Here is a 24,470-nt window from a genome sequence, read left to right as displayed (position 1 = left end):
GCGAAATTTGGGACCCCACCGGACACCGAAACCGCACGCGACGGCATCCGGTTCCGCATTCGCCCGCCATGTCCCGCCCGTCCTCGCAAAGCTGGCCGAACCGCTCACCCTCGCGGCCTGAACCCCCCTGTCATCAGTTTGTTCCTCGCCCATACATCACACAGCTGTCTCACATCGCATAGCTTGCGAGACGTCTCGCAACGGCCAGGCAACAGGGTCTTGCCTTCGCATCAATCCGCGGCGGCATAGTTCTCATAACTACGTGTCGTAACCCCTCGCCTGCCGTCGCCTACGAGAGGCTAGTTATGAGACAGCAGGAGGGGCAGTAGTGGCCAAGCTCATCGGGTACGCGCGTGTATCGACCCGGCAGCAGTCGACGGACCGGCAGGAAGCCGACCTCATTGCTACCGGTGTCCGCCGCGACGACCTCTACGTTGACCACGGCGTCTCAGGCGCGCGCGCATCCCGACCGCAATTCGATTCTGCCCTCGCCGCGCTCGAGGCCGGGGACACCCTCGTTATCACCACCCTCGACCGACTGGGACGCTCGACCCAGAACATGCTGGCGTTTGCCGACGAGCTCCGCGGCCGCGGCGCCGGCCTTCGCGTCCTCAACCTCGGCGGCGGCGACGTCGACACCTCCACACCCATGGGGTCGATGCTGTTCACGATCATGGCCGCCCTCGCACAGATGGAGCACGAGATAAAACGAGAGCGCGTCGTTGACTCCATCGCCAAGAGACGCGCCGCTGGCCATGACCTTGGCGGGCGCCCCCGACGCATCACGGACAGCCAGATCGAGAGTGCGCTGCGACTCGTGGCCGCGGGCACACCCGCCGCTCAGGTTGTCCGAGACCTCGGCATGTCCCGCGCCACGTTCTACCGACGATCGCGAGCCCTTCTCGCGGACTGACCGCGACACCTATCTTCACCAGAACCGCGCCACAGAGGGTCGCGGTTCACATCCGGAGAAGAAAGCATTGAACTGCTAACCGCTCGGGCGTTACGCATAGCGATCCCCAAACGAACACCCGCACGGGGTTATAGGCCAAAAAGAGTGGATGGGATCTCGATCTAGCCGCGTGATTCCGGGGTGAAACGGGGATCGGTATGGTCCGTGACCCTTGGGTGTGGGCCTTCCGACGAATTCGACGTCCTGTGGTGTATACGCGACCGCGCTGGTAAAGAACGGTCGAACCTCGGCGGGGACGCAGCGATGGCGGTGCCCATCGTGCGGGGCCTCCTCCACGAGACGACGCCCGGACGTCGCCCGCCGAGAACAACTCCGCCGTTTCGTGACGTGGGTTGTGGGCAAGAACACGCAAGCCGAAGCAGACGGCACCGCCTCCGGCCGCTCCTTCCGCCGCCGATCAGCATGGTGCTGGGACCTCATCCCGCGCGTGGGCAAGACCGAAACCGTGCACCACGCGGTCCTCGTCGATGGCGTCTGGGTCGGGACCTGGTGCCTGCTGATCGCGCTCAGCGACACCGGCCGAGTCCTCGCCTGGCAATGGTGCGCCCGCGAATCCACTGCCGCATGGACCGCGCTGCTGGAGCAGATCCCCGCGCCCGCCGCACTTGTCTCCGACGGTGGTTCGGGGCTGCCCAGCGCCCTGCGCGCCTGCTGGCCCGAAACAGTGCACCAACGCTGTCTTTTCCACCTGCAGCTGAACACCACCCGCCACCTGACCCGTAACCCCCGCACCACCGCCGGGCAGGCGCTACGGCGTTTGGTGATGGATCTCAGCAACGTCCGCGATGAAGCCGCCGCCATCGACTGGCAACTCCGACTCGAACAATGGTGGCAAGCGTTTGGGCACCTCACACGGGAGCGCACGATGTTCCGCAACGGTCAATGGGGCTTCACCCACGACCGGCTCCGCAAAGCCTGGCTGCTGATACGCCTCGTCGTTCGCCGGGGCACCCTGTTCACCTACATCGTCTACGGCACCCCGCGCACCACGAGCGCACTGGAGAGCCTGAATGCCCAAATCCGCGACCTCCTACGCCGACACCGCGGCATGAGCGAACATCACCGCCGCCGCGCCGTCGAATGGTTCCTCACCCTGCGAGAGCTCCCCCTCGAACACGCCCTCGACCTCGCACGTCCCAGCGAAACCCCCGACCAGACCACACCCGACGAAGAGCCCCTCGGACCCGCCCTCTACGACACCGCCCTCAACCCCGAGGAAGGCCTCTGGCTCAGGACAGGATGGGCAGGACGAGGATGACACGCCCGACCCATACACACTTTCTGGCCGATAACCCCCCGCACGAAGCTCCAGAAACGAAGAAGGCCCCGCCGAGATGACGGGGCCTTCGAACTTCGTATGTCCGCGGGGGGAGGCCGAAGCCCGCAAGTCCCGCGACTAGTGATCCCAATTGTACATTTGCAGGATGCCCGCTGCCACCCCGCCTAACGAGGTAGAGATTCTCGCCACGCTCAGCGCTCCACGCGCCGGCACCTACATCGCGGCGACCGGCGGAGACACCGCTAGGGCCGTCGAGCTGTATGGCTGGAACGCCCGCGTGTCTGCGGCCTTGATGCTCCCGGCTCACTTCGCCGAGATCTCGACACGAAACGCGGCCGCCGATGTGTTGGAACGCCTGTACGGTCCACGGTGGCCCTGGAACCCTACTTTCGAGGCCAGTTTGCCGAGCGGAGGGCGCTACAACCCGCGACGCGACCTGCTGACCACACGCGGTACGAACCCGACGACGGGGAAGGTCATCGCGGAACTGAAGTTCGTCTTTTGGCAGAAGCTCTTCACCGCCCGCAACGACGTCCGACTCTGGGAACCCCATATCGCGTGGGCGTTCCCGTACGCGTCGACGATGCCCGCTGCCAGTCTGCGGAACCGTATTTATCAGGACCTCGACGTCCTTCGCCACCTACGCAACCGACTCGCTCATCATGAGCCCGTCTTCGCGCGAAATCTTCTCGACGACCTCACGCGCACACTCGACCTCATCGAACTGCGCAGCCGCCGTACCTCAGATTGGGTGCGAGCGATGGAGGACGTCACCACAGTCGTTGCTGAGCGACCATAGGCCGATCCCCAGACGAACACGCGTGAGTTTCTGGAGAGACATGAGCTACGCCGAAGATCAGCAGAGTCGGCATCGTGATGGTGAATGCGCGTTCTGCGGTGGACGCGTTTACGTCAATCACATCGCCCTGGTTGATGGTGTTCCACTCTGTGCATGGTGTCGGGAACTGCCAGCGGACGTTCTCTCTGAGCACCCCGAGGCAGCGCTCTCGTTCAACGAGGACAGCACTTCGTGGACCTGCGGTGACTGCGGGAGCGTGTTCGAGCGACCGGAGTGGCTCGATGAGACTGTTCTTGCGGCGGTGCCGTCTGTTGCTGCGGCGATGGCTCGGTGGCACCTGAGCGGTGAACCGATGCCCGATTTCTGTCCACGCGTGTGAGCGACGGGGACCTTAGTTAGGACGGATACCCAAACGAACACCGCGCATGCGGGGGTGTCGCGTTGCCCGAATCGGGCGCAAAAACTGTGCACCGACTCCAATCTCGAGGACCGGCAGAGCGAAGGCGCCGATCCCGCCGACAATGAGCATCAAGCGGGACTGCGCGACTCGTGTCTGGCGCACCTGTCGGCGCTGAGGCGCCCCACGAAACTACATTGGAGCCCCCGTCCAACCGATATGTTGGGGGTCCTGCACCGCCGCCAGAGACGCTAGGGGATGGATCATGACGAAGAAGCAGTGCGCTTTCTGTGGAGTCACGGCGGCAATGACGAAGGAGCACATTCTCAGAAACAAGTTCAACAAGACCTTTGACGGAAAGGTGGGGCCGAAGGTCTTGACTATTTCCCACCGAGGCGAAGACGGTCAAACGGAGCGCGACATCAAATCGATGGGGCTCCCCTACGGCTCCAAGGTGAAGGTTGTCTGCGCCGATTGCAACAACGGCTGGATGAACGATCTTGAGAACGAGGTCGAATCAGATCTTCTCCGAGCGATACGTGGGCACTACTTGAAGTTCACGCCAGACCAGCGGAACACCCTTGCTCGCTGGACGACGAAGACGGCCTTAATGCGCCAGTTTCAGAACGACCCGAGCGTCCAGCTGCAACCCCACGGTCCGGTTTTTCAAGCGGCGATGAGCGGACACCCCGCGGGGAGCTGGACGTACGCGGCGCCCATCTATGAGACGGAACACCCGTGGATGCGAAGCGTTCGCATCCGAGCTGTACCCACCGGGCCCGAAGGTGCAGACCTAGACATCCTGCTCACAACGATTCAGGTTCGCAGCCTTCTCCTCCAATCTGTCATTTCGCTTGACGACGTCACGGCACAGCACGTTGACGCGACGTTGGGGCCCCTCACGTTCCAACGGTTCGCTCGGGTGTATCCAGTGGGGGAACCCATCGACTGGACAAGCACGCCGGTGCTGGATGCGCAGGAATTCTTCAGCGCCAGCGAGAAGTTCGCTCAGGTGCTCACGGGTGACACGGACTCGACTCTCAAACCGTTCTTTGACAGCAACCCGGGGTAGTCATCTACCCCCACGGACCCTACGCGCCCGACCTTCCCAACCCGACGACGAACAAAAGCGCAAGCAGATCAGATGGGTGAACCTTGACCGTGAAACGTGCGCACATGGTGTCGGAGGGATATCTCGCTGCGTGGGCTGACGAGCGCAACCGCGTCGACGTGCTCGATGTGGAGGGCCGACGCGGGTTCACCACGACGATCAAGAATGCGACCACCGTGCACGACATGCAATCGGAGCGTCTCCGGCTTCGACCCTGGGCCGGAGAGGATGCGGCCTTCCACCGCCGGCTGTGGGAGGAGCGCGACCCACGGGTCCCCGCCCGGCGGCGGATCAGCGCCGACGGTCACCCCACCCTGGCCGACATGCAGCAGTGGCTGCGCACGTACCGGCCTGAGCCCGCACCGGGACTGTGCGTCGTGGAGCTTCGCGAAGCCGGCATCCCGGTCGGATACTGCGGTCTCGTTGCGAACAGCGTCGGCACGCCCGAGGAGCCGGAGCTGGCTTTCGAGTTCCTCCGTGCGTTCTGGGGTCGCGGCTACGCGACGGAGTCGTCGCGGCTGATCGTCGACCGGGCGGCTTCTCTCGGCTACGACCGCCTGGCTTCGACGGTGCGCGCCTGGAATGCCGCGTCGTTCCACGTGCTGGACAAACTCGGGTTCGTCGACACCGGGGAGCGGGAACGGGATGACGTTCACGGGGACTCGGTGCTGATGCGATTGGCGCTGAGGTGACGGCGGACGGGTGGTTCCGTCTCTCTGCGCGGGGAGCCCGCCGCGCGGAGGTTCGGCAGACGGCGCGGGAGTAGCGTGGGAGGGGTGACGGAACCGCAGTGGCATCCCTCGGACGACGGCATCAACTTCCACACCCGCAAGTGGGTGAAGCCGGAAGACCTGAATGCGAACGGCACGCTGTTCGGCGGCAGCCTGCTGCGCTGGATCGACGAGGAAGCGGCGATCTACGCGATCATCCAGCTCGGCAACTACCGCGTGGTGACCAAGCTCATCTCGGAGATCAACTTCGAGGCATCCGCTCTGCAGGGCGACCTGATCGAGATGGGCCTGACGGCGACGAACTTCGGTCGCACGTCGCTCACGATGCGCGCCGTCGTGCGCAACATGATCACGCGCAAACGGATCCTCACCATCGAACGACTCGTGTTCGTCAGCGTCGACGAGGACGGCCGCCCCACGCCCCACGGTTACACCGACATTACCTTCGACCGTGACAGGATGCCGCACGAGCACCCCGCGACCGGGAGCATCTCCCTGGAGTGAGGTCGGCGGCGACATGTCGCCTTCGAGGGATCACGCCGAAGGGCCCGTCGCTCGGGCACCCGCACCGCGCACGGAGAGATGAGGGTCTCATGACGCACGCCATTCGAGTCGTGTACTGCACGCAATGCTCCTGGATGCTGCGCGCAGCGTGGATCGCGCAAGAGCTGCTGACCACCTTCCAGAGCGAGCTCATGGGCGGCGGCGCGACGCTCGAACCCGGTACCGGCGGGATCTTCGAGGTCTACGCCGACGGGGAGCGCGTGTGGTCGCGCAAGGACGACGGGGGCTTCCCCGACATCGTCGAGCTGAAGCGCCGCGTGCGGGATCGCATCGCTCCGGAGCGGGAGTTGGGTCATGCGGATCGGGCGGCGCGGAGGCTGGGGTCGTGACAAAAGCGGGTCGCCCGGCGATGAGGTGCCTGCGTTACCGCGCGGCCGATGTTCCAGAGTCGTCGCGACCATCCTTGTCCGCGCCGTCGTCCCGGATTCGACCGTTTCGGAAATCGGCCACGGGAGTCGTATTCATCTCACCGAAATATGACCGGGAATAGGTCCCTATAGCATCGGCCTCATGCCAGGTGCCGGAGCATTTCCCACCCCCGCTCGCAAGGGGTACCCGTTCCTCGATGGTGTGCGAGGACTCGCCGCTCTGGCTGTGGTTGTCTACCACACGTTCCTCTTCACCGGCCTGTCGAATCAGTCGGAGGAGCAACTGCCGATCATCCACGCGATCGTCGGATGGGGATATCTGGGCGTACCCGTCTTCATCGTGCTCTCGGGATTCCTGCTGCGCTACTCGTGGCAGGCCGGAGCCAAACGCTACTTCCGCAGCCGCGCGCGCCGCATCCTCCCGCCCTACTACGCGGCCCTGGCCGTGTCACTCGCCCTGATCGCGTTCGTCCCCCTGCTGCAGACGGAGGGCGGTACCGATTGGGACAGCAAGATCCCCGTCACGATCCCCTCCGTGATCGCGCACCTGTTCCTGGTGCAGAACTTCTCCGGCGCGTGGGCCGTGAACATCAACGGGCCCATGTGGAGCATCGCCGTCGAATGGCAGATCTACTTCCTTCTCCCGCTCCTGCTGCTCCCCCTCCGGAAGCTCCTGCACCCGCTCGCGCTCGCGGCACTGATGCTCACGGTCACGGTCATACCGCCCGTCGCCATCGGCGCGGGCACGGTCGCGCATCCGTGGTTGATCGGACTCTTCGCCGCCGGCATGGCGGCCGCCGAATACGCACGCGGCGCCCACTACAAGGCCGTGCACGTCGGCGCAGCCCTCGCCTGGGTCGCGCTCGTGCTCGGCATCACCTCGCTCATCAAGAGCGACGAGGTGTCGGGGCTCTGGTTCTCCGAGACCGTCGCCGGCGTCGTCGCCGCGATCGCCATCGCTCTCATGGCCCGCGCCTACAACGAAAACCGCGCGCCTCGAGCGGTTCTGCTGCTCGGCAGCAAGCCGCTCGAGTACGCGGGCTTCGTCTCGTACAGCGTGTACCTGCTGCACAGCCCCCTGCTCGCCCTCGGGAACCTCTTGCTGCTCCCCTTGGGGCTGCCCATTCTGGCGCAGTGGGTCTTCATGACGTTCGTGGTCGCACCTCTGGCGATCGCCGCCTGCATCGGCTTCTTCTACCTCGCGGAGAAGCCGTTCATCAATGACCGCCAGAAAGCGATCCAGCGGGAACTCCGGGCAGGGTCGCGGACGCCGGCGGCTTCGAGCCAGCCGACAGCGACAAGCCGACCTGCCGGGTGAGTTGCGGGTGGGCCCCGTCAGCAGTCCCTGCAGTCGGTCGACGCGCCCCGGCTCACCCCGAGCGGCGACGGCCTGACGACACGTCTTCACAGCAAACGAAAGAGGCCCGGAACCCTGCATCTCTGCAAGGCCCGAGCCTCTTCTCGACCTCTTCGGTCGGGATGACAGGATTTGAACCTGCGACCCCTTGACCCCCAGTCAAGTGCGCTACCAAGCTGCGCCACATCCCGTTACCCGCGAGCGGGCAACTCGTCTATCTTAGCCGCTCTGCGAGCGTCTCGCGAACCAGCGGCGCCCCGGGCGTGTGCGGGCCAGACGAGGGCGGGCGGGCCGGAGCATTGCCGATGTCGGACCCCCTCGCTACGGTCTCGGACATGACGATCGAGATCCTCCCCGCCACCGGTGACCGATTCGACGACGCCGAGACCGCGCTCGACAGCGGCGACGGCCCCGAGTGCCAGTGCCAGTGGTGGCTCCTGCCAAACGGCCCGTGGAAAGACGCCTCCATCGACGACCGCACCCGGATGTTCCGCGCCGAGCTCGAGGGGCACCGCCCACCCGGACTCATCGCCTACGTCGACGGCGAGCCCGCGGGCTGGGTGCGGGTCGGGCCGCGCACCGCGCAGCCGCGCCTGACGCGCACCCGTGACATCACGGCATCCACCGAAGAACCACTCGACGACGACGACGTCTGGGCCGTCTCGTGCTTCGTCGTCCGTACCGCGCATCGGAAGAAAGGCCTGACGGCCCGACTCCTGGATGCCGCGGTCGACACCGCCCGCGAAGGGGGCGCCCGCGTGGTGGAGGGCTATCCGCTCGACCCCGCCGCGGCGAAGAAGTCGTCGAATCAGCTGTTCCGCGGCATCCTGCCCGTCTTCGAAGCGGCGGGGTTCACGGTGGTCGACCGGCCGAAACCCGACCGCGCGCTCGTCGCGCTGACCCTCCGCGACTGACCGGCCGGGTTCGCCCCTGGCCGGCCAAACTGAAACCGACCCCGCGCTCGTCGCGCTGACCCTCCGCGACTGACCGGCCGGGTTCGCCCTGGTCGGCCAGCCGAAACCGACCGGGCGCCCGTCTCCGTGACCCTCTGCGACTGAGCAGCCGTCTTACGATGGAGGTTCGCCGAACGGGGACCCCACATGACGGATGCCAGCACCACCGCACGCGTCGACGCGTGGCTGTGGGCCATCCGTGTCTACAAGACCCGTTCGGCCGCGACCACCGCGTGCCGCGCCGGGCACGTGCGCGTCAACGGCGAACGCGCCAAGGCCGCGCAACCCGTCCGACCGGGCGATGAGTTGCGGGTGCGGATCCAGGGGTTCGACCGCATCCTGGTTGTGAAGAAGACCATTGCGAAGCGGGTGGGCGCAGCACTCGTCGCCGAGTCGGTCGACGACCGCACTCCCCCGCCGCCCTCGAAAGAGAGCATGCCGTTCGTGCCCGTCCGCGACCGCGGCGCCGGGCGCCCCACCAAGCGCGACCGCCGCGAGATCGAGAAGCTTCGCGGGCGCGAGCTCGACTGACTCCGCACGCCACGCGGGGCGATCTCCGGCTGCAGACCTTCTGTCATGATTTCGTACATCGTTCGGAAGGAAGCCGATGCCGTCGTTCTTCGATCTGCCGGTCTGGGTGGGGCTCCCCCTCTTCGTCCTCGCCGTCGTCGGGGTGTCGAGCCTGCTCGTCCTGCTCCTGCGCGGATGGGTGCGCAGGGCGTCGGCGGGGCGGGGCGAATGGGACCGGATCCTCAGCTACGCGGTCGGCGCCTACGGCATCATCTACGGAGTCACGCTCGGACTCATCGCAGCCGGGGCGTACGGAAACTTCGCGCTGGTCAACAGCGTCGTGGTTCAGGAGTCGTCCGCGGTCGCCGTCCTGTACCGCGACGCGGGCTTCATGAGCGAGCCCGCGGCATCCAACCTCAAGGGCGCGCTCATCGACTACACGAACGCCGTCATCACCGAGGACTGGCCGCTGCAGGAACAGCGGATCGCCCCCGAAGCGACCGACGAGTACGTCACCGAGATCCAGAGGGCCATCGCCGAATTCCAACCCGCGAACGACTCGGATGTGGTCGCGAAGTCTCAGGCCATCGGCGCCTTCAACACCTTCGTCACCGACCGACGCGAGCGCATCTCGCTGACCCACCTGTCGCTGCCGTGGATGCTGTGGATCGTCATCGGCGTGGGTGCGCTGCTGAATGCCGTCCTGCTCGCCCTGATCGAGGTCAAAGACCTGCGCATCCACCTGCTCATGAGCGGGCTGATCTCGACGTTCCTGGCGATCCTGGTCTACTCCATCGCCGGCTTCGACCACGTGTACTCAGGACCTATCGCCGTCACGCCGGAGCATTTCCGTGACCTGCTCACCGGGCTGTTCGCCCACGCGCCGTAACGATCGACCGACGAGCCGTCGCGGGACACGGACCCTCCGGCCCCTCAGCCGAGCCAGCCGCAGCGGCCGGTCACGACGGCATTCCGCGTCAGCCGAGTCGGTCGCGCAGCCAGCCCGCGCCGCGCACCGTGGCCCCGAGCGCCTCGACCCGCGCCGCCAGCCCCCGGTCGCTCGTCACGACGATGAGCGGGTCCCACGTTGCCACGAGCTTCTCGGTCACCGCGACGATCTGATCGTCGCCGGAACCCGATGCGCGCCACACCGCCACCAGGTCGTGGTCGACGTCCGCGGCGCGCGCCTCCCCCTCGAGCACGGCGCCGACGAAGGGGAACCACCGCGTCGCCGGAAGCCCGAGCTCCTCGGCATCCACTCCCCGCTCGGCCAGAGCGGACAGGCGCGTGAGCAGGCGGCCGGCGGCTCCCGCGCGATTCTTCCACCACCCGTCGGGCACCGAGCCCACGACGTTCGCCGCGTCGACGAGGATCGCAGGGCGCACCCCCAGCGCCGCGCGCAGGGCGGGCCACGCGGACGCAAATCCTGGATGCAGCGGGAGCGCGTCGACCTCGTCGACCGGCACCCACGCCAGCGCGACGCTCTCGGGGTCGCTGATCACCGGCTCGAACGGCGCGGTGACGTCGGCGACGAGGGTCGTATACGACCAGATGCCGAGATCGAGGACGCTCTCGAAGCGTGCCTGCACCGCATCTTCGGGCACGCCGGCCTCTTCACCCGACTCCCGAAGCGCACCGTCACGGGCGGACTCGCCCTCGTGGCGCGCGCCGCCGGGGAGCGCCCACGTGTTGCCGAAGTGACTCCACGACACGCGGTGCTGCAGCAGCACGCCCCGCTCGGCGTCGAGGGCGAGCAGGCCCGCCGCACCGAAGCGACCCCAGTACTTCTCGCCGCTGGGCGCAACGACCCAGGCGTCGCCGGGATCGCGGGGCCCGTGCGGACGCCGCGGCTCATCCGGGGCGGGAGGTTCGATGGTCATCGTTCTCAGCCTCGCACACCCTCACCCGCACGGCGCAGCCGAGCGACACATCACGCCACGCCGACGATCGATCGCGCCGGACGATTCCTCGCGCGCTCGCCCACCGGCCCGGCGCGCACCCCCCTGGCCTCGCGCGCACGCCCCTGCCTCGCGCGCACACCCGGCCGCGCGCGCACGCCCCCGGCCACACGCGCACGCCGGCCCTGCCCCGCGTCAGTCGAAACGCGCCCCCTCGGGCCGCGGCCCGAGCACCGTGAACACGAAGAGCACGAGGACGCCGATCACGGGCACCAGCCCGATGAACACCCAGAAGCCGCTGCGGCCGGTGTCGTGCAGGCGACGCACCAACACGGCCAGCGTCGGGATGAAGGTCGCCACGGCCCAGATGACCCACACGAAGGTCAGGATGACGCCGAGCGGACCGGTGACCGTCAGCGATCCGTCGGCCTCGAGGCGCACGCCATCGGTCAGCGTCGGCAGCGCATTGAGCACGCTGCCGAAGACGGTGCCGACCAGGACCCACCACCAGTACTCGCTGCGACTGGCGCGGCCGCGGAACGTGGCGTACTTCGCGAAAAAGCGCCGCACGGCCGCACCGAGGGGTGCGCCGTAGTAGGGCTGGTCGAGGGGTGGTGCGACGTGAGTCATGACGTGTCTCCCGTAGAGATCCCGGATGCCACGGCGGCTCCGTCGCCCGACTGTACCGAGGCCTCGGCATCCGCCCCGTGCCCTTGCGCTCACGCAAGAACGCCCCGTGCCCGTGCGCTCACGCGCGAACGCCCCGCGCCTTTGCGCTCACGCGCAAACACCCCGCGCCCTTGCGCTCACGCGCAAACACCCCGCGCCCTTGCGCTCACGCAAGAACGCCCCGACTCCCTTCGAGGGAATCGGGGCGTTCGCGACGCGGGTCAGCGCTGGCGCTTCTCGCGGATGCGCATGTTGAGCACGATCGGCGTTCCCTCGAAGCCGTAGATCTCGCGCAGGCGCCGCTGGATGAAGCGGCGGTAGCCGGGGTCGAGGAACCCCGTCGTGAACAGCACGAACGTCGGCGGACGCGTCGCCGCCTGCGTGCCGAACAGGATGCGGGGCTGCTTGCCGCCGCGCAGCGGGTGCGGGTGCTCGGCCACGAGCTCCGAGAGGAACGCGTTGAACTTGCCGGTGGGAATGCGGGTGTCCCACGACTCCAGCGCCTGCTCGAGAGCGGGCACCAGCTTGTCGAGGTGACGGCCGGTGCGCGCCGAGATGTTCACGCGCGGGGCCCACGCGACGTGCGCGAGGTCCTGCTCGATCTCGCGCTCGAGGTAGCGGCGACGGTCCTGGTTCTCCATGTCGTCGTCGTTCAGACGGTCCCACTTGTTGAACGCCAGCACGAGCGCACGGCCCGACTCGAGCACGAGGTCGATGATGTTGAGGTCCTGCACGCTGATCGGCTGCGACACGTCGATCACGACGACAGCGACCTCGCTCTTCTCGAGCGCCGTTGAGGTGCGGAGAGAGGCGTAGAAGTCGGCGCCCTGCGACAGGTGCACGCGGCGACGGATGCCGGCGGTGTCGACCAGGGTCCAGAGCTTGCCGCCGAGCTCGACGACCTCGTCGACGGGGTCGCGCGTGGTGCCGGCGAGCTCGTTGACGACGACGCGCTCTTCCCCGGCGGCCTTGTTCAGCAGCGACGACTTGCCGACGTTCGGGCGGCCGAGGATCGCCACGCGACGCGGCCCGCCGATCTCGTACCGCGCCACGGCCGAGATCTCGGGCAGCACCTTCATGATCTCGTCGAGCAGGTCGGCCACGCCGCGACCGTGGATGGCCGAGACGGGGTGCGGCTCGCCGAGACCGAGGTTCCACAGGGCTGCGGCCTCGGGCTCGTGGCGGGCATCGTCGACCTTGTTGGCGATGAGGAACACCGGCTTGCCGCTCTTGCGCAGCAACTTCACGACGTGCTCGTCGGTCGAGGTCGCGCCCACCGTGGCATCCACCACGAACAGCACGATGTCGGCGAGGTCGATCGCGACCTCGGCTTGGGCTGCGACCGAACGGTCGATGCCCTTCGCGTCGGGCTCCCAGCCGCCGGTGTCGACCAGCGAGAATCGGCGGTCGAGCCACTCGGCCTTGTACGTGACGCGGTCGCGCGTGACACCCGGGGTGTCCTCGACGACGGCCTCACGGCGACCGAGGATGCGGTTCACCAGCGCCGACTTGCCCACGTTCGGGCGGCCGACGATCGCGACCACCGGCAGCGCGGGCAGGAACTCGATCGCCCCCTCGCCCGAGGCGAGACCGGCGAGGAGCTCGGCGTCTTCCTCGTCGAGGTCGAAGTCCTCCAGCCCCGCGCGCAGCGCTTCGGCCCGCTGTTCGGCGAGCACCTCGTCGAGCTGCTCCATCTTCTCGGCGAGCTGGTCGGGCCCGCCCTCGTACTCGTCTTCAACGCCCATCGCGGGCTCCCATCGTGGAGTCGACGACGCTCAGCACGGCGTCGACGGTCTGTTCGAAATCAAGGTGGGTCGAATCGACGACCTGCACGCCGGGAGCGGCGGTGAGGAAGTCGACGACCGTGGAATCGGCGGCATCGCGCCGGTGGAGGGCGGCGGCGACCTTCGCCGCGTCGTGCCCGGTGAGCTCGGCGCTGCGGCGTGCCGCCCGCACCTCGGGCGCCGCGGTCAGCAGGATGCGTACGGGCGCGTCGGGGAACACGACAGTGGTGATGTCGCGGCCTTCAACGACGACGCCCGACACGGCGGCGGATGCCACGAGCCGGCGGAACAGCTCGTTCACCGCTTTGCGCACCGGCGCGACACGCGCCACGCCGCTGACGGCGTCGGTGACCCGGGGCTCTCGGATCGCCGTCGTCACGTCGACGTCGCCGACGCGCACCCAGCGGTGGGCCGTGTCGAGCGAGATGGCGTAGTCGAAGTCGCCGAACACTTCGAGCACGGCCGTGGCGTCGGAGGTGTCGGCCCCGTGCTGGAGCGCGTGCCAGGCGAGGGCCCGGTAGGCGGCGCCGGTGTCGAGGAAGCCGTAGTCGAGCCGCACCGCCGTCGCCTTCGACACGCTCGACTTGCCGCTGCCGGCGGGGCCGTCGATCGCGATGACGATCGGAGCGGATGCCGAGCCCTCGGGCGCGGAGCCGTCGACCGGCGTCGTGACCGGCGCCGCGACGCCCGACCGGAAGATGGTGGGGGTGGATTCAGTCATGGGTGGTGCTCGCAATCCGCCATCCGCGCTGCTGCAGCCCGTCGACGGCCCGGCGGACCGCGTCGGGCACGACGCTGATCTCGGCGAGGCCGAAGGGGGCTCCGGGCGAGTGCTCGAGGCGCAGGTCTTCGACGTTGACGTCGAGGTCGCCGAGTTCGCCGAAGAGGCGACCCAGCTGGCCGGAGGTGTCGTCGATCATGACGACGAAGGTGTCGAAACGGCGGTTCTGGCCGTGCTTGCCGGGGAGGCGCTCCACGCCCTCGTTTCCGCGGCGGATGGTGTCGGCGATCGCGCGGCGGGCCCCCGGCACATCGGGGTCGCGCAGGGCGTCGGCGACGTCGCCGAGATCGGCGGCCAGCTGGTCGAGCACCTCGACCACGGGAGCGGCGTTCGCACCGAGGATCTGCACCCACAACTCGGGAGCGGATGCCGCGATGCGCGTGGTGTCACGCACCCCTTGACCTGCGAGACGCAGCGAGCCGTCGGGCGTCTCGACGAAGCGGCCGGCGAGCAGGCTCGCCACCAGCTGCGGAACGTGCGACATGAGAGCCACCGACTCGTCGTGCTCCTCGGGCGTCATCTCGATGAGGGTCGCGCCGAGGTCGAGCGCGAGACCCTCGACGAGCGAGAGGTCGTGCGCGGAGGTCTCACCATCGCGACACACCACCCACGGGCGTCCGACGAAGATGTCGGCGCGGGCCGAGATCGCTCCCCCGCGCTCGCGGCCGGCCATGGGGTGCGAACCGATGTAGTGCGTCAGATCGACACCGCGCCGGCGAAGGGTGCGCAGCGGCTCGAGCTTGACGCTCGCGACGTCGGTGACCACGGCATCCGGGTACGCCCCGAGCTCGCGTTGCACGACGTCGGCCGTGACGTCGGGCGGCACCGCCACCACGATGAGCGACGGAGCGTCGTCGGGACGCTCGGCGCGGCCCGCGCCGTAGTCGATCGCGAGGCGCAACTGCGACGGAGACGCGTCGACCAGCACCACATCGACCCCGCGGGCCATGAGTGCGTGGCCGATGCTCGCGCCGAGCAGACCGGAGCCGACGATGCGGACGGTGCCGCTCGTGCGGGTCGCCAAAGGACCGGCCGCGCGCGCGGACGTTCCGTTCGGTTCGCTCATCGGGTCTCCTGCTGCCCTGTGCGGTGCGCCAGGCGCCGCAAGACGCCCCGGAGGCTCACTCCGTCGGAGTGTCGCCGTCTCGACGAGACAGCGTCAGCAGGGCACCACGTTCTACTGTAGTCAACTCGCGCGCGGCTCCCACCGGGAGAGTTCCCAGGTGCAGGGGTCCGAACTGCCGCCGCACGAGCTCGACGACGGGGTGGCCGACCTCCGCCATCAACCGCCGGACGATGCGGTTCTTGCCCGAGTGCAGCGTCAGCTCCACCAGGCTCTCCCCGCGCGAGGAGTCGAGCAGCCGCGCCTTGTCGGCCGCGATCCGTCCGTCTTCCAACTCCACGCCATGGATCAACCGCTGGATGGTCTGCGGCAGCACCTGACCCTCGACCTTGGCGATGTACACCTTGGTCACCCCGAACTTCGGGTGGGCGAGCACGTGCGCGAGGTCGCCGTCGTTCGTGAGCACGAGCAGGCCCGAGGTGTCGGCATCCAATCGCCCCACGTTGTACAGGCGCTCGTCCCAGTCCGTCGTGAACTGGCGCAGGTCGGGGCGGCCTCGGTCGTCGCTCATCGAGCTCACGACGCCGGTGGGCTTGTTCAGGATGACGTAGCGCTTGGACTCGTCGAGCTGGATCGCCGTACCGTCGACGTCGACGAGGTCGGTCTCGGGGTGGATGCGGCGACCGAGCTCGGTGACGACGAGGCCGTTCACCCGCACGCGGCCCTCGACGATCATCTGCTCGGCGACGCGGCGCGAGGCCACTCCCCGATTGGCGAGCACCTTCTGCAGGCGGATGCCGTCGTCGCTGGCCGACCCTCCGTTCGCTGGGCTTTCGCCCCCGGTCGCTGAGCCTGTCGTGTCACTCATTTCGGGACCTCTCCGTCGAATCCATTAGAGCCGTCGTCGAGCAACGGCGAGATGTGCGGCAGCTCGTCGAGCGAGTTGATGCCGAGGTTGACCAGCAGCTGGTCGGTGGTCCCGTAGTGGATGGCGCCCGTGTCGGGGTCGGTGAACACCTCGGTGATCAGCCCGCGCGAGAGCAGGGTCCGAACGACCGAGTCCACGTTCACGGCGCGGATGGATGCCACCTGCCCGCGCGTGACGGGCTGCTTGTACGCGATGACGGCCAGGGTCTCCAGCGCCGCCTGCGACAGGCGCGAGGGGGCCTGGGTGTTCACGAACTCGGCCACGACATCGTCGTGTTCCTCTCGGACGTAGAGGCGCCACCCGCCCCCGACCTCGCGCAGCTCGAAGCCCCGACGTGGGCCGCCGGTCTCACCGTCGTAGTCGGCGACGAGCGCCTCGATCGCCTGGCGGACGGCGGGCACGGGCGCCGCCACCGCCGTCGCGAGGCTCACCAGGCTCTGGGGTTCGTCGATGACGAGCAGGATCGCCTCGAGACGACGGGCGACGGATGCCGTGTCGCTCGGGCGCGAGGCGAGGCTCGTGGCCGGCGTGGGCGAGGTGTCGTCGCCGTGCTCGGCTGCGGTGATGGTGGTGTCAGCGGTCATAGTCGGCTCCGAGGGCGGCGAGGTTGTCTTCCGACCACCGTTCAGCGGTCCAGCGCAGGGTCAGCTCCCCGAGCGGTTCGAGCTGCTCGAACGACAGCGCGGCGTGACGGTACAGCTCGAGGATCGACAGGAACCGCGCGACGACGACGCCGGTCTCGGTGACGCCGGCGACGAGATCGCGGAAGTTCAGGGTGCCCGCCGAGCGGAGGAGGGTGACGACGATGGCGGCCTGCTCGCGGATGCTGATGAGCGGTGCGTGCAGGTGATCGAGGCCCACCGTCGGAATCTGCTTCGGTGCGAACGCCATCACGGCAAGGGCGGCGAAGTCGTCGGCGCTGAGCGTCCACTTCAACTCCGGCACGGCGCTGCGGTACTTCTCGTCGAGGCGCACGCTGCGGGTGTGCCGCCGGTCCTCGCGCTGCAGGCAGCGGGCGAACCACGCCGACACCTCTCTGAAGGCGCGGTACTGCAGCAGACGCGCGAATAGCAGGTCGCGCGCCTCCAGGAGCGCCACCGACTCGGCATCCACGAGTTCTCCCTGCGGAAGCAGGCCGGCGATCTTCATGTCGAGCAGAGTCGCCGCGACGACGAGGAACTCTGAGGCCTCGTCGAGATCGCCCTCGGGACCCATCGCGCGGAGGTACGCGATGAACTCGTCGGTCACGCGGCTGAGCGCGACCTCGGTGATGTCGAGCTCCGCCCGCGAGATGAGGGTGAGCAGCAGGTCGAACGGTCCGTCGAAGACGGGAAGGGTGACGCGGAAGCCGGGTGCCGCGGCGGTCCCTTCGACGGGCTCAGCGACCCGGGTCGCACGCTCGGGGGCCGACGTGTCGGCGAGGGTGTCGTCAGGCGACGGCGCCACGGGCGACCAGTTCCCGCGCCAGCCGCAGGTAGGCCTGGGCGGCGGCGTGCTCGGGCGCGAACTCCGTGATCGGCATGCCCGAGACCGAGGCATCCGGGAACTTCACCGTGCGGCCGATGACCGTCTCGAGCACGTCGTCGCCGAACGCCTCGACCACGCGCTCGAGCACCTCGCGCGAGTGGAGCGTGCGGGGGTCGTACATCGTGGCGAGCACGCCGTCGAGTTCGATCGCCGGGTTCAGCCGATCGCGCACCTTGTCGATCGTCTCGACGAGCAGGGCCACTCCGCGGAGGGCGAAGAACTCGCACTCGAGCGGGATCAGCACGCCGTGCGCCGCGGTGAGCGCGTTCACGGTGAGCAGCCCCAGCGACGGCTGGCAGTCGATGAGGATGACGTCGTAGTCGGCCGCCACCTTGCGCAGCACCCGGGCGAGGATCGTCTCGCGCGCGACCTCGTTGACCAGGTGCACCTCGGCCGCCGACAGGTCGATGTTGGCCGGTAGGAGGTCGAGACCCTCGACGCGCGTGGCCACGATGACCTCGCGCGGGTCGCGCTTGGTGTCGAGCAGCAGGTCGTAGATGGTGGGCACGTCGTGCGTCTGGATGCCGAGACCCGCCGACAGGGCGCCCTGCGGGTCGAAGTCGATCGCGAGCACGCGACGGCCGTAGCCGGCGAGGGAGGCGGCCAGGTTGATGGTCGTCGTCGTCTTACCGACGCCGCCCTTCTGGTTGCACAGCGCGATGATGCGGGCGGGACCGTGTCCGTCGAGCGGCTTCGGGGTGGGGAACCCGTGGTAGGGGCGTCCGGTGGGTCCGAGGATGACCTCGTCCGCGCCCGTTTTCGTGCCCTTCATGCTCGCCGACACCGAGTCTCCCGCCTTCGTCATAACGTCGTCGAGTCTAGCCGCCGCCCGCTCCCCCGCCCGGTGCACGCGCCGGACGCCGGCTCAGGTCCCCGACCCAGGTCCCCGCGCCCGTCGAAGAGACCGCCACGCACGTCCAGGTCCCTGAGCCCGTCGAAGGGACCGCCACGCCGACCCAGGTCCCTGAGCCCGTCGAAGAGATCGCCACGCACGTGCGCCCGTGCGCACAACCTCCGCGATGCGCACACGCTCAGTCCGAACCCGCGACGCCTAACGGAGTTTGCGCGAATCACTGAGCGTGCGCATCCGCCGCACCTGCACGCCCAACGCCAGCAGCAGCGTCGCCACGCCCCACGCGGCGGCGACCTTCACCAGCACGCCGTAGATCAGGTGGGTGGGCGTGTAGTCCGCGTCGAAGCCGCCCTCGACCGTAAGGGCCGCGAGGGTCGCGGCGACCAGCGCCACCGGCAGCGATGCCCACCACATCACCCGCACGACATCCGGAAGCACCCGGGCCACGGGCCGAGCCGTGCGCCGCGACAGCCACCAGAGCCCGAAGACCGCCAGCCCCGCGAGCCCGAACACCCCCGAGCCGTACTGCAGCCACTTCACGCCCAGCAGCGGCCCCCACTGCTGCTCGAGCGCCGGGAACAGCGCGTCTCCCGCGCGGCCCTCGTGCGTGAAGAAGTCCCACGCGACGTGCGTGACGACCCCGAGCGCGAGCGACAGCACGAGCCACAGGATGCCGACGACTCCCCCGCCGAGCGTCTCGCGAACGGCCGCGCGGGCTCCGGCATCCCATTCCTCCGGGAGGCGGTCCGCGACGATCCGGGGCGTCAGCTCGCGCGTCGCCGGACGCAGGACGCACCGCCACACCAGCAGCAGCACAAACGCTATGACGATCGTCACCGGCAGCCACGCGAGGTCGTGGGTCACGGCGTACGACGGCACGATCCCGCGGAGGAACAGCGGCAGGTCAGGTGTCATCGCGCCGATGGCGATGGCCGCCGGCACGAGGGGCGTGCGCAGGAACGGCAGCGCGACGACCGCGTGACTGACGGTGAACGGCATGTCAGCTCAGGAACAGCCCGGCGAGGGTCTTCTTTCCGCGCCGCAGCACCGAGACGCCGCCCGGAAGCGTTCCCGACACGATCGCGTCGTCGGTGGTGACCTTCTCGCCGTCGAGTGACACACCGCCCTGCGCGATCGCACGACGCGCGTCGCTGAGGCTCGATGACAGGCCCGTGGCCGTGAGGGCCTCGACGACGGTGGTGCCGGCGGCGACGGTCGCGTGCGGCAGTTCGTCGAGCGCGGAACGCAGCGTCGCGGCATCCAGGGTCGTCATATCCCCCTGGCCGAACAAGGCCTCGGTCGCTGCGATCACCGCGTCGGTCGCATCCGCGCCGTGCACCGTCGTCAGCACCTCGCGAGCGAGACGCTTCTGCGCGGCGCGGCGGAACGGCTCCTCGGCGACGAGACGGGCGTAGTCGTCCATCTCGGCGCGCGTGAGGAACGTGAAGACCTTAAGGCGTTCGATCACGTCGCGGTCGTCGGTGTTGAGCCAGAACTGGTACATCGTCCACGGGCTGCACATCTCGGCATCCAGCCAGATGGCGTTGCCCTCGCTCTTGCCGAACTTCGTGCCGTCGCTGTTGGTGATCAGTGGCGTACCGATCGCGTGCACCGAGACGCCCTCGACCTTGCGGACCAGGTCGGTGCCGCTGGTGAGGTTGCCCCACTGGTCACTGCCGCCGGTCTGCAGCACGCAGCCGTACTGGCGGTGCAGCTCGAGGTAGTCCAGGCCCTGGAGGATCTGGTAGCTGAACTCGGTGTAGCTGATCCCGGCCTCGGAGTTCAGGCGTGCACTGACGGCATCCTTCTTCAGCATCGTGCCGACGCGGAAGTGCTTGCCGATCTCGCGGAGGAAGTCGATGGCGCTCAGCGGCGCCGTCCAGTCGAGGTTGTTGACGATGCGCGCGGCGCTATCGCCCTCGAAGCTGAGGAAGCGCTCGACCTGGGCACGGAGCTTACCGACCCACTCCTCGACGGTCTCGCGGGTGTTGAGCGTGCGCTCTGCCGTCGGACGCGGGTCGCCGACGAGACCGGTCGAGCCGCCGACGAGACCGAGCGGACGGTGGCCGGCGAGCTGCAGACGACGCATGGTCAACAGCTGCACGAGGTTTCCGAGGTGCAAGCTCGGCGCGGTCGGGTCGAATCCGCAGTAGTACACGATCGCGTCGCCCGAGAGGAGCTCTCGCAGCTCGCCCTCGTCGGTGGACACCTGCACGAGTCCGCGATACACCAGCTCGTCCCAGACGTTGTCGAAGGTCGGGTCGTTGGCAGGTGCGAGGGCGCTCACGGGCGCCGCGTCGAGGGAGGCAGACACCGGTTCAGGGTATCAGCGGGGGTGTCGGGCTCCGGATGCCGCGGCGTCCCCGTACCGTGGGCCACTGCACCGCGGGCCCCCCACACGGCGGCCCCACCACACCGCGGGCCACCGCACCGCGGGCCAGCGCACCGCGCACTGCCGCGGCCCACCGCATCGCGGGGTCACGCGTGCCGCGTGGCGATGCCCGGGTACCCCGTCACGAGTCCGGCCCCGTCGTAGACCAGCTCGCACGCGAACCCGAAGGTCGATGATTCGTAGTGGAAGACGACGCGTTCCGGGGCGGCCTCGATCAGGGTGTACCGCTGCTCGAGGCGCTCGACCTGCAGGTCGGGCGCTCGCACGAACGCGGCCGGTACCTCGCGGGGCACCCCCTCGATCATCTCGAGGCGGCGAACGGGAAGCATGTTCGTCATCGCCGACGACTCGAAATCGATGTCGACGCACCCGTGCAGCTCCGGTCGGGGCTCCCCCTCGACGCTCCATCCGCTGACGTCGTCACGGGTCAGTGTCATGTGCGTCTCACCGGACGCGGTCGACGCCGATACCCGCGCCTCGAGGGTGCGCCACGCGCGGTCGACGATCACCGCATAGTCGATCGACCACATCGATGCACCGTCATCGGCCGTCGTGCGACCGGCGAGGCGATGCCCGCCGGGCGTCGCCGCGAAGAAGGCCACCTCGAACCCGGTTCGGGTTCCGTGGTGTCGCCAACTCGCCGCCGCCGGGAGCGACGTCATCCGGTCCATCTGCGTCCTCCTCGGCCCTCGCGCTCAGCCGGGCGCGATACCCCACGCCACGAGGAACGCCGCCGCCAACGCCGTCACCCAACTCACGAGGCTGCCGATGAGGAAATACTCCGCGCGGTCGCCGCCGTCGCCGTCGCGGGAGATCTCGGGGAAGCGCACGATGCCCTTGGCGGCGAGCACGGCGGCGATGAGCGTGTACGCCCCTGCCAGCGTCAGAGCGAAGACGAGGATGCGCTCCAGCGGCCCGATCAGCCTGCCGCCCTTGAGCGTCGGCGCCGTCGTCTCGTCGGGTGTCTCGCCCGCGCCCATCTCCGAGCGCAGAGCGATGCGCACCACGGCGTTGCCGGACTCGAGCAGGAACACCAGGCACCCCACGACCAGCACGACCACGTCGATCGAGACGGCATCCGTCGGGCGATACGAGGCCCACATCTCGCCCAGGATGCCGGGACGCGCACGGCCGGGGGCGACCACCACGCACGCGGCGGCGGCGAGCGCGAGCAGCGCGACCGGCCAGAGCCCCGCACGGGCGGGGCCCTGCTCGGGCACGACCCAGGTCCAGATCGCGGCGACGGCCACCGCGAGCAGGCCCGCAATCACGGCGTTGACACCCGCCGCGGCGACGATGAGCAGTGCCGCGGCGACCGCGTAGGCGATCCACCGGCGGCTGCGGACCATCTGACGGAGCAGATCGACCGCACCGACGGCGAGGAGGAGGAGACCTGCCGCGATCACGCGCGGCCCTTCCGCGTGAGGACGGCGAAGCCCTCGACGAGCGCGGCCGACCCGGCTGCGGCGAGCGCCTGCGACACCGCCGACTGGCTGATGCCCTCCTGTTCGGCGAGTTCGCGCTGCGACCATCCGAGGCAGCGCCCGGCGGTGAGCCGGCGCGTGCGCTCGCTCATCGCCGAGACGAGTTGGTCGCGAGCGAGGGCATAGGCGTTCGCGACGGCGACGGTATCGGCCATGGCGGCATCCTCTGCCTCGGACGCGGCGATCCATGTGCGCGCGAACGGCGCGGCGCGTTGCTGCATCCCCTCGACGGTCTCGACGGCCGTTCGCGCGGCCCACCACGCGGGCCCCTCGGGCACGGTGCGGTCGTCGAGCACGATGGGGCGCACCTCGCCCACCCCCACGCCGAAGCGGCAGTCGACGTCGTCGGGCAGGGTCAGGCGCACCAGCAGCAGCGAGGCGAGAGCGTCGTCGAGGCGGGCATACTCGCCCTGGAGTTCGTCGCCGACCGTCGCCGTCAGCGCCTGCACGGCGACCGGCAGATCGGCGCCGACCTGTTCGACCACCTCTGCGAGGCGGTGCTGCGCGGCGGCGCGATCGCTCAGCCGCCGGGAGGCGACGATGTCGGCGATCACGACCACGGTCACGACATAAGCCTATCGCTTATCATTTCATTTTGATAAGTGAATGACTGATACTCAGCCGATGAGTGTCCGGGAGGCGGCCTGCGCGCGGGCTACGAGGTCTTCACGCTGCTCGCGCACGCGCTCGGGAGCCGTGCCGCCCGCACCCGTGCGACTCGCCACCGAGCCTTCGATGGTCAACACCTCGCGCACGGCGGGGGTGAGCGACGGTGACACGGATGCCAGGAGAGCGTCATCTGCGTCTTCGAGCCCGATCTCGCGCTCCTCGCACGCCCGCACGAGGGAGCCCGAGATCTCGTGCGCGTCACGGAACGCGACGCCCTGACGCACGAGCCACTCGGCGACGTCGGTGGCCAGCGAGAATCCCTGCGGGGCGAGCTCGGCCATGCGGTCGGTGTGGAAGCGGAGGGTTGCGATCATGCCGGAAAAAGCGGGCAGGACGAGCTCGAGGGTGCGCACGGAATCGAAGACCGGCTCTTTGTCTTCCTGCAGATCGCGGTTGTAGGCCAGCGGCAGACCCTTGAGCGTGGCGAGCAGACCCGACAGGTTGCCGATCAGGCGTCCGGCCTTGCCGCGAGCGAGCTCGGCGATGTCGGGGTTCTTCTTCTGCGGCATGATGCTCGACCCGGTCGAGTACGCGTCGTCGAGGGTGACGAAGCCGAACTCGCGTGTGTTCCACAGGATGATGTCTTCGGACAACCGCGACAGGTCGACGCCGATCATCGCGGCGATGAACGCGAACTCGGCCACGACATCACGCGAGGCGGTGCCGTCGAGCGAGTTCTCGGCGGGGCGCGCCAGCCCCAGACGGTCGGCCACGAGCTGCGGGTCGAGGCCCAGGGTGGCCCCGGCGAGCGCACCGCCGCCGTACGGCGACACCGAGGCGCGCACCGACCAGTCGCGCAGGCGCTCGATGCCGCGCGTGAACGCCCATCCGTAGGCCTGCAGGTGATGCGCGAGCAGCACGGGCTGGGCGTGCTGCAGGTGCGTACGGCCGGGCATGATGGCGCTTTCGTGCGCCTCGGCCTGGGCGACGAGGGCGTCGACGAGGCGGAGCACCTCACGGGTGATGGTGCGGGCGTGGTCGAGCAGGTAGAGCCGCACCAGGGTGGCGATCTGGTCGTTGCGGCTGCGACCGGCGCGGAGCTTGCCCCCGACGGCCGGACCGACCGTCTCGATGAGCACGCGCTCGAGGGCACCGTGCACGTCTTCGTCGCCGGGAGCCGCGACGAGCGAGCCGTCGCGCACCCGGGCGGTGAGCTCGTCGAGACCGTCGTGCATGATCCGGGCTTCGTCGGCCGTGAGGTATCCGGCCGACTCCAGAGCGGCCGCGTGGGCGTGAGAACCGGCGATGTCGTAGAGCGCGAGATCCCAGTCGAAGTGGGTCGAGCGGCTCAGCGCCGCCAGTTCGGGAGACGGTCCGCCCGAGAAACGGGCCCCCCACAGGGCGCCCTCGTTCGTCGTCTGACCGCTCTCGTGACTCATG

26 protein-coding genes and 1 tRNA gene are annotated in these 24,470 nt (G+C 68.8%); 11 read left to right on the top strand and 16 right to left on the bottom strand.

Features of this window, described 5'->3' with window-relative positions:
- Positions 1-328 precede the first annotated feature (328 nt).
- The 8 genes from ACXKZF_RS05720 to ACXKZF_RS05685 all read left to right on the top strand — a co-directional run bounded on the left by ACXKZF_RS05720 (position 329) and on the right by ACXKZF_RS05685 (position 7,540).
- A complete protein-coding gene (locus ACXKZF_RS05720; protein WP_488985656.1) occupies positions 329-913 on the top strand; it encodes a recombinase family protein in 585 nt (194 codons plus the stop codon).
- Positions 914-1,130: 217 nt separating this feature from the next.
- On the top strand, positions 1,131-2,231 hold the full coding sequence (locus ACXKZF_RS05715; RefSeq protein ID WP_488985655.1) for an IS1249 family transposase: 1,101 nt from the start codon (positions 1,131-1,133) through the stop codon (positions 2,229-2,231).
- A 166-nt stretch (positions 2,232-2,397) separates the two neighbouring features.
- On the top strand, positions 2,398-3,051 hold the full coding sequence (locus ACXKZF_RS05710; RefSeq protein ID WP_488985654.1) for a hypothetical protein: 654 nt from the start codon (positions 2,398-2,400) through the stop codon (positions 3,049-3,051).
- A gap of 662 nt (positions 3,052-3,713) precedes the next feature.
- Complete coding sequence (locus ACXKZF_RS05705) at positions 3,714-4,520, top strand: hypothetical protein (protein ID WP_488985653.1); 807 nt, start codon at positions 3,714-3,716, stop codon at positions 4,518-4,520.
- Between the two features lie 104 nt (positions 4,521-4,624).
- Complete coding sequence (locus ACXKZF_RS05700) at positions 4,625-5,251, top strand: GNAT family N-acetyltransferase (protein WP_488985652.1); 627 nt, start codon at positions 4,625-4,627, stop codon at positions 5,249-5,251.
- Positions 5,252-5,335: 84 nt separating this feature from the next.
- Positions 5,336-5,794, top strand: coding sequence for an acyl-CoA thioesterase (locus tag ACXKZF_RS05695; protein ID WP_082485024.1), 459 nt, complete (start codon positions 5,336-5,338; stop codon positions 5,792-5,794).
- Between the two features lie 89 nt (positions 5,795-5,883).
- Positions 5,884-6,183 carry an Rdx family protein gene (locus tag ACXKZF_RS05690; RefSeq protein WP_488985651.1) on the top strand — a complete coding sequence of 100 codons (300 nt, stop codon included), beginning with the start codon at positions 5,884-5,886 and terminating at the stop codon, positions 6,181-6,183.
- A 181-nt stretch (positions 6,184-6,364) separates the two neighbouring features.
- A complete protein-coding gene (locus ACXKZF_RS05685) occupies positions 6,365-7,540 on the top strand; it encodes an acyltransferase family protein (RefSeq protein WP_488985650.1) in 1,176 nt (391 codons plus the stop codon).
- A 156-nt stretch (positions 7,541-7,696) separates the two neighbouring features.
- Here the strand turns inward: ACXKZF_RS05685 and ACXKZF_RS05680 are convergent.
- Positions 7,697-7,770, bottom strand: a tRNA-Pro gene (locus tag ACXKZF_RS05680).
- A gap of 144 nt (positions 7,771-7,914) precedes the next feature.
- Between ACXKZF_RS05680 and ACXKZF_RS05675 the strand changes: the two genes are divergently transcribed.
- The 3 genes from ACXKZF_RS05675 to ACXKZF_RS05665 all read left to right on the top strand — a co-directional run bounded on the left by ACXKZF_RS05675 (position 7,915) and on the right by ACXKZF_RS05665 (position 9,931).
- Entirely contained in the window at positions 7,915-8,493 is a 579-nt protein-coding gene (locus ACXKZF_RS05675; protein ID WP_488985649.1) for a GNAT family N-acetyltransferase, read from the top strand.
- 186 nt (positions 8,494-8,679) lie between these two features.
- Positions 8,680-9,063: an RNA-binding S4 domain-containing protein gene (locus ACXKZF_RS05670; RefSeq protein WP_055957691.1), complete on the top strand. Its 384-nt coding sequence runs from the start codon at positions 8,680-8,682 to the stop codon at positions 9,061-9,063.
- A gap of 76 nt (positions 9,064-9,139) precedes the next feature.
- Positions 9,140-9,931: a bestrophin-like domain gene (locus tag ACXKZF_RS05665; RefSeq protein WP_488985648.1), complete on the top strand. Its 792-nt coding sequence runs from the start codon at positions 9,140-9,142 to the stop codon at positions 9,929-9,931.
- 88 nt (positions 9,932-10,019) lie between these two features.
- On the opposite strand, the gene ACXKZF_RS05660 is transcribed toward ACXKZF_RS05665, so the two are convergent.
- From ACXKZF_RS05660 to argH, 15 genes are all read right to left on the bottom strand, one after another.
- A complete protein-coding gene (locus ACXKZF_RS05660) occupies positions 10,020-10,922 on the bottom strand; it encodes an NUDIX domain-containing protein (protein WP_488985647.1) in 903 nt (300 codons plus the stop codon).
- A gap of 213 nt (positions 10,923-11,135) precedes the next feature.
- Positions 11,136-11,570, bottom strand: a complete 435-nt coding sequence (locus ACXKZF_RS05655) for a DUF805 domain-containing protein (RefSeq protein WP_488985646.1) — start codon at positions 11,568-11,570, stop codon at positions 11,136-11,138.
- 260 nt (positions 11,571-11,830) lie between these two features.
- On the bottom strand, positions 11,831-13,354 hold the full coding sequence (gene der, locus ACXKZF_RS05650) for a ribosome biogenesis GTPase Der (protein ID WP_055957703.1): 1,524 nt from the start codon (positions 13,352-13,354) through the stop codon (positions 11,831-11,833).
- Positions 13,344-14,114 (bottom strand): (d)CMP kinase, encoded by a 771-nt coding sequence (gene cmk, locus ACXKZF_RS05645; protein ID WP_488985645.1) that lies wholly within the window; start codon positions 14,112-14,114, stop codon positions 13,344-13,346. The genes der and cmk overlap by 11 nt, the downstream gene beginning before the upstream one ends.
- Positions 14,107-15,240 carry a prephenate dehydrogenase gene (locus ACXKZF_RS05640; protein ID WP_488985644.1) on the bottom strand — a complete coding sequence of 378 codons (1,134 nt, stop codon included), beginning with the start codon at positions 15,238-15,240 and terminating at the stop codon, positions 14,107-14,109. Before ACXKZF_RS05640 ends, cmk begins: the two co-directional genes overlap by 8 nt.
- A 55-nt stretch (positions 15,241-15,295) precedes the next feature.
- A complete protein-coding gene (locus tag ACXKZF_RS05635) occupies positions 15,296-16,105 on the bottom strand; it encodes a pseudouridine synthase (RefSeq protein WP_488985643.1) in 810 nt (269 codons plus the stop codon).
- Complete coding sequence (gene scpB, locus ACXKZF_RS05630) at positions 16,102-16,749, bottom strand: SMC-Scp complex subunit ScpB (protein WP_488985642.1); 648 nt, start codon at positions 16,747-16,749, stop codon at positions 16,102-16,104. Before scpB ends, ACXKZF_RS05635 begins: the two co-directional genes overlap by 4 nt.
- A complete protein-coding gene (locus ACXKZF_RS05625) occupies positions 16,739-17,611 on the bottom strand; it encodes a segregation and condensation protein A (protein WP_055957717.1) in 873 nt (290 codons plus the stop codon). Before ACXKZF_RS05625 ends, scpB begins: the two co-directional genes overlap by 11 nt.
- A complete protein-coding gene (locus ACXKZF_RS05620; RefSeq protein WP_488985970.1) occupies positions 17,595-18,464 on the bottom strand; it encodes a ParA family protein in 870 nt (289 codons plus the stop codon). The genes ACXKZF_RS05625 and ACXKZF_RS05620 overlap by 17 nt, the downstream gene beginning before the upstream one ends.
- A 279-nt stretch (positions 18,465-18,743) precedes the next feature.
- Positions 18,744-19,544, bottom strand: a complete 801-nt coding sequence (locus ACXKZF_RS05615; RefSeq protein ID WP_488985641.1) for a DUF4184 family protein — start codon at positions 19,542-19,544, stop codon at positions 18,744-18,746.
- 1 nt (position 19,545) lies between these two features.
- Positions 19,546-20,859 carry a tyrosine--tRNA ligase gene (tyrS, locus tag ACXKZF_RS05610; protein ID WP_488985640.1) on the bottom strand — a complete coding sequence of 438 codons (1,314 nt, stop codon included), beginning with the start codon at positions 20,857-20,859 and terminating at the stop codon, positions 19,546-19,548.
- 164 nt (positions 20,860-21,023) lie between these two features.
- Positions 21,024-21,608 (bottom strand): putative glycolipid-binding domain-containing protein, encoded by a 585-nt coding sequence (locus ACXKZF_RS05605; RefSeq protein WP_488985639.1) that lies wholly within the window; start codon positions 21,606-21,608, stop codon positions 21,024-21,026.
- Between the two features lie 24 nt (positions 21,609-21,632).
- Positions 21,633-22,343 (bottom strand): hypothetical protein, encoded by a 711-nt coding sequence (locus tag ACXKZF_RS05600; RefSeq protein WP_488985638.1) that lies wholly within the window; start codon positions 22,341-22,343, stop codon positions 21,633-21,635.
- Complete coding sequence (locus tag ACXKZF_RS05595) at positions 22,340-22,987, bottom strand: SatD family protein (protein WP_488985637.1); 648 nt, start codon at positions 22,985-22,987, stop codon at positions 22,340-22,342. Before ACXKZF_RS05595 ends, ACXKZF_RS05600 begins: the two co-directional genes overlap by 4 nt.
- A 51-nt stretch (positions 22,988-23,038) precedes the next feature.
- Positions 23,039-24,469 (bottom strand): argininosuccinate lyase, encoded by a 1,431-nt coding sequence (gene argH, locus ACXKZF_RS05590; protein ID WP_055957736.1) that lies wholly within the window; start codon positions 24,467-24,469, stop codon positions 23,039-23,041.
- Between the last annotated feature and the right edge of the window lies 1 nt (position 24,470).

The sequence above is a fragment of the Microbacterium sp. ABR10 genome, from assembly GCF_057812175.1.
Note: the sequence above shows the minus strand (reverse complement) of the source record. Positions and strands in the feature narration are given on the sequence as shown.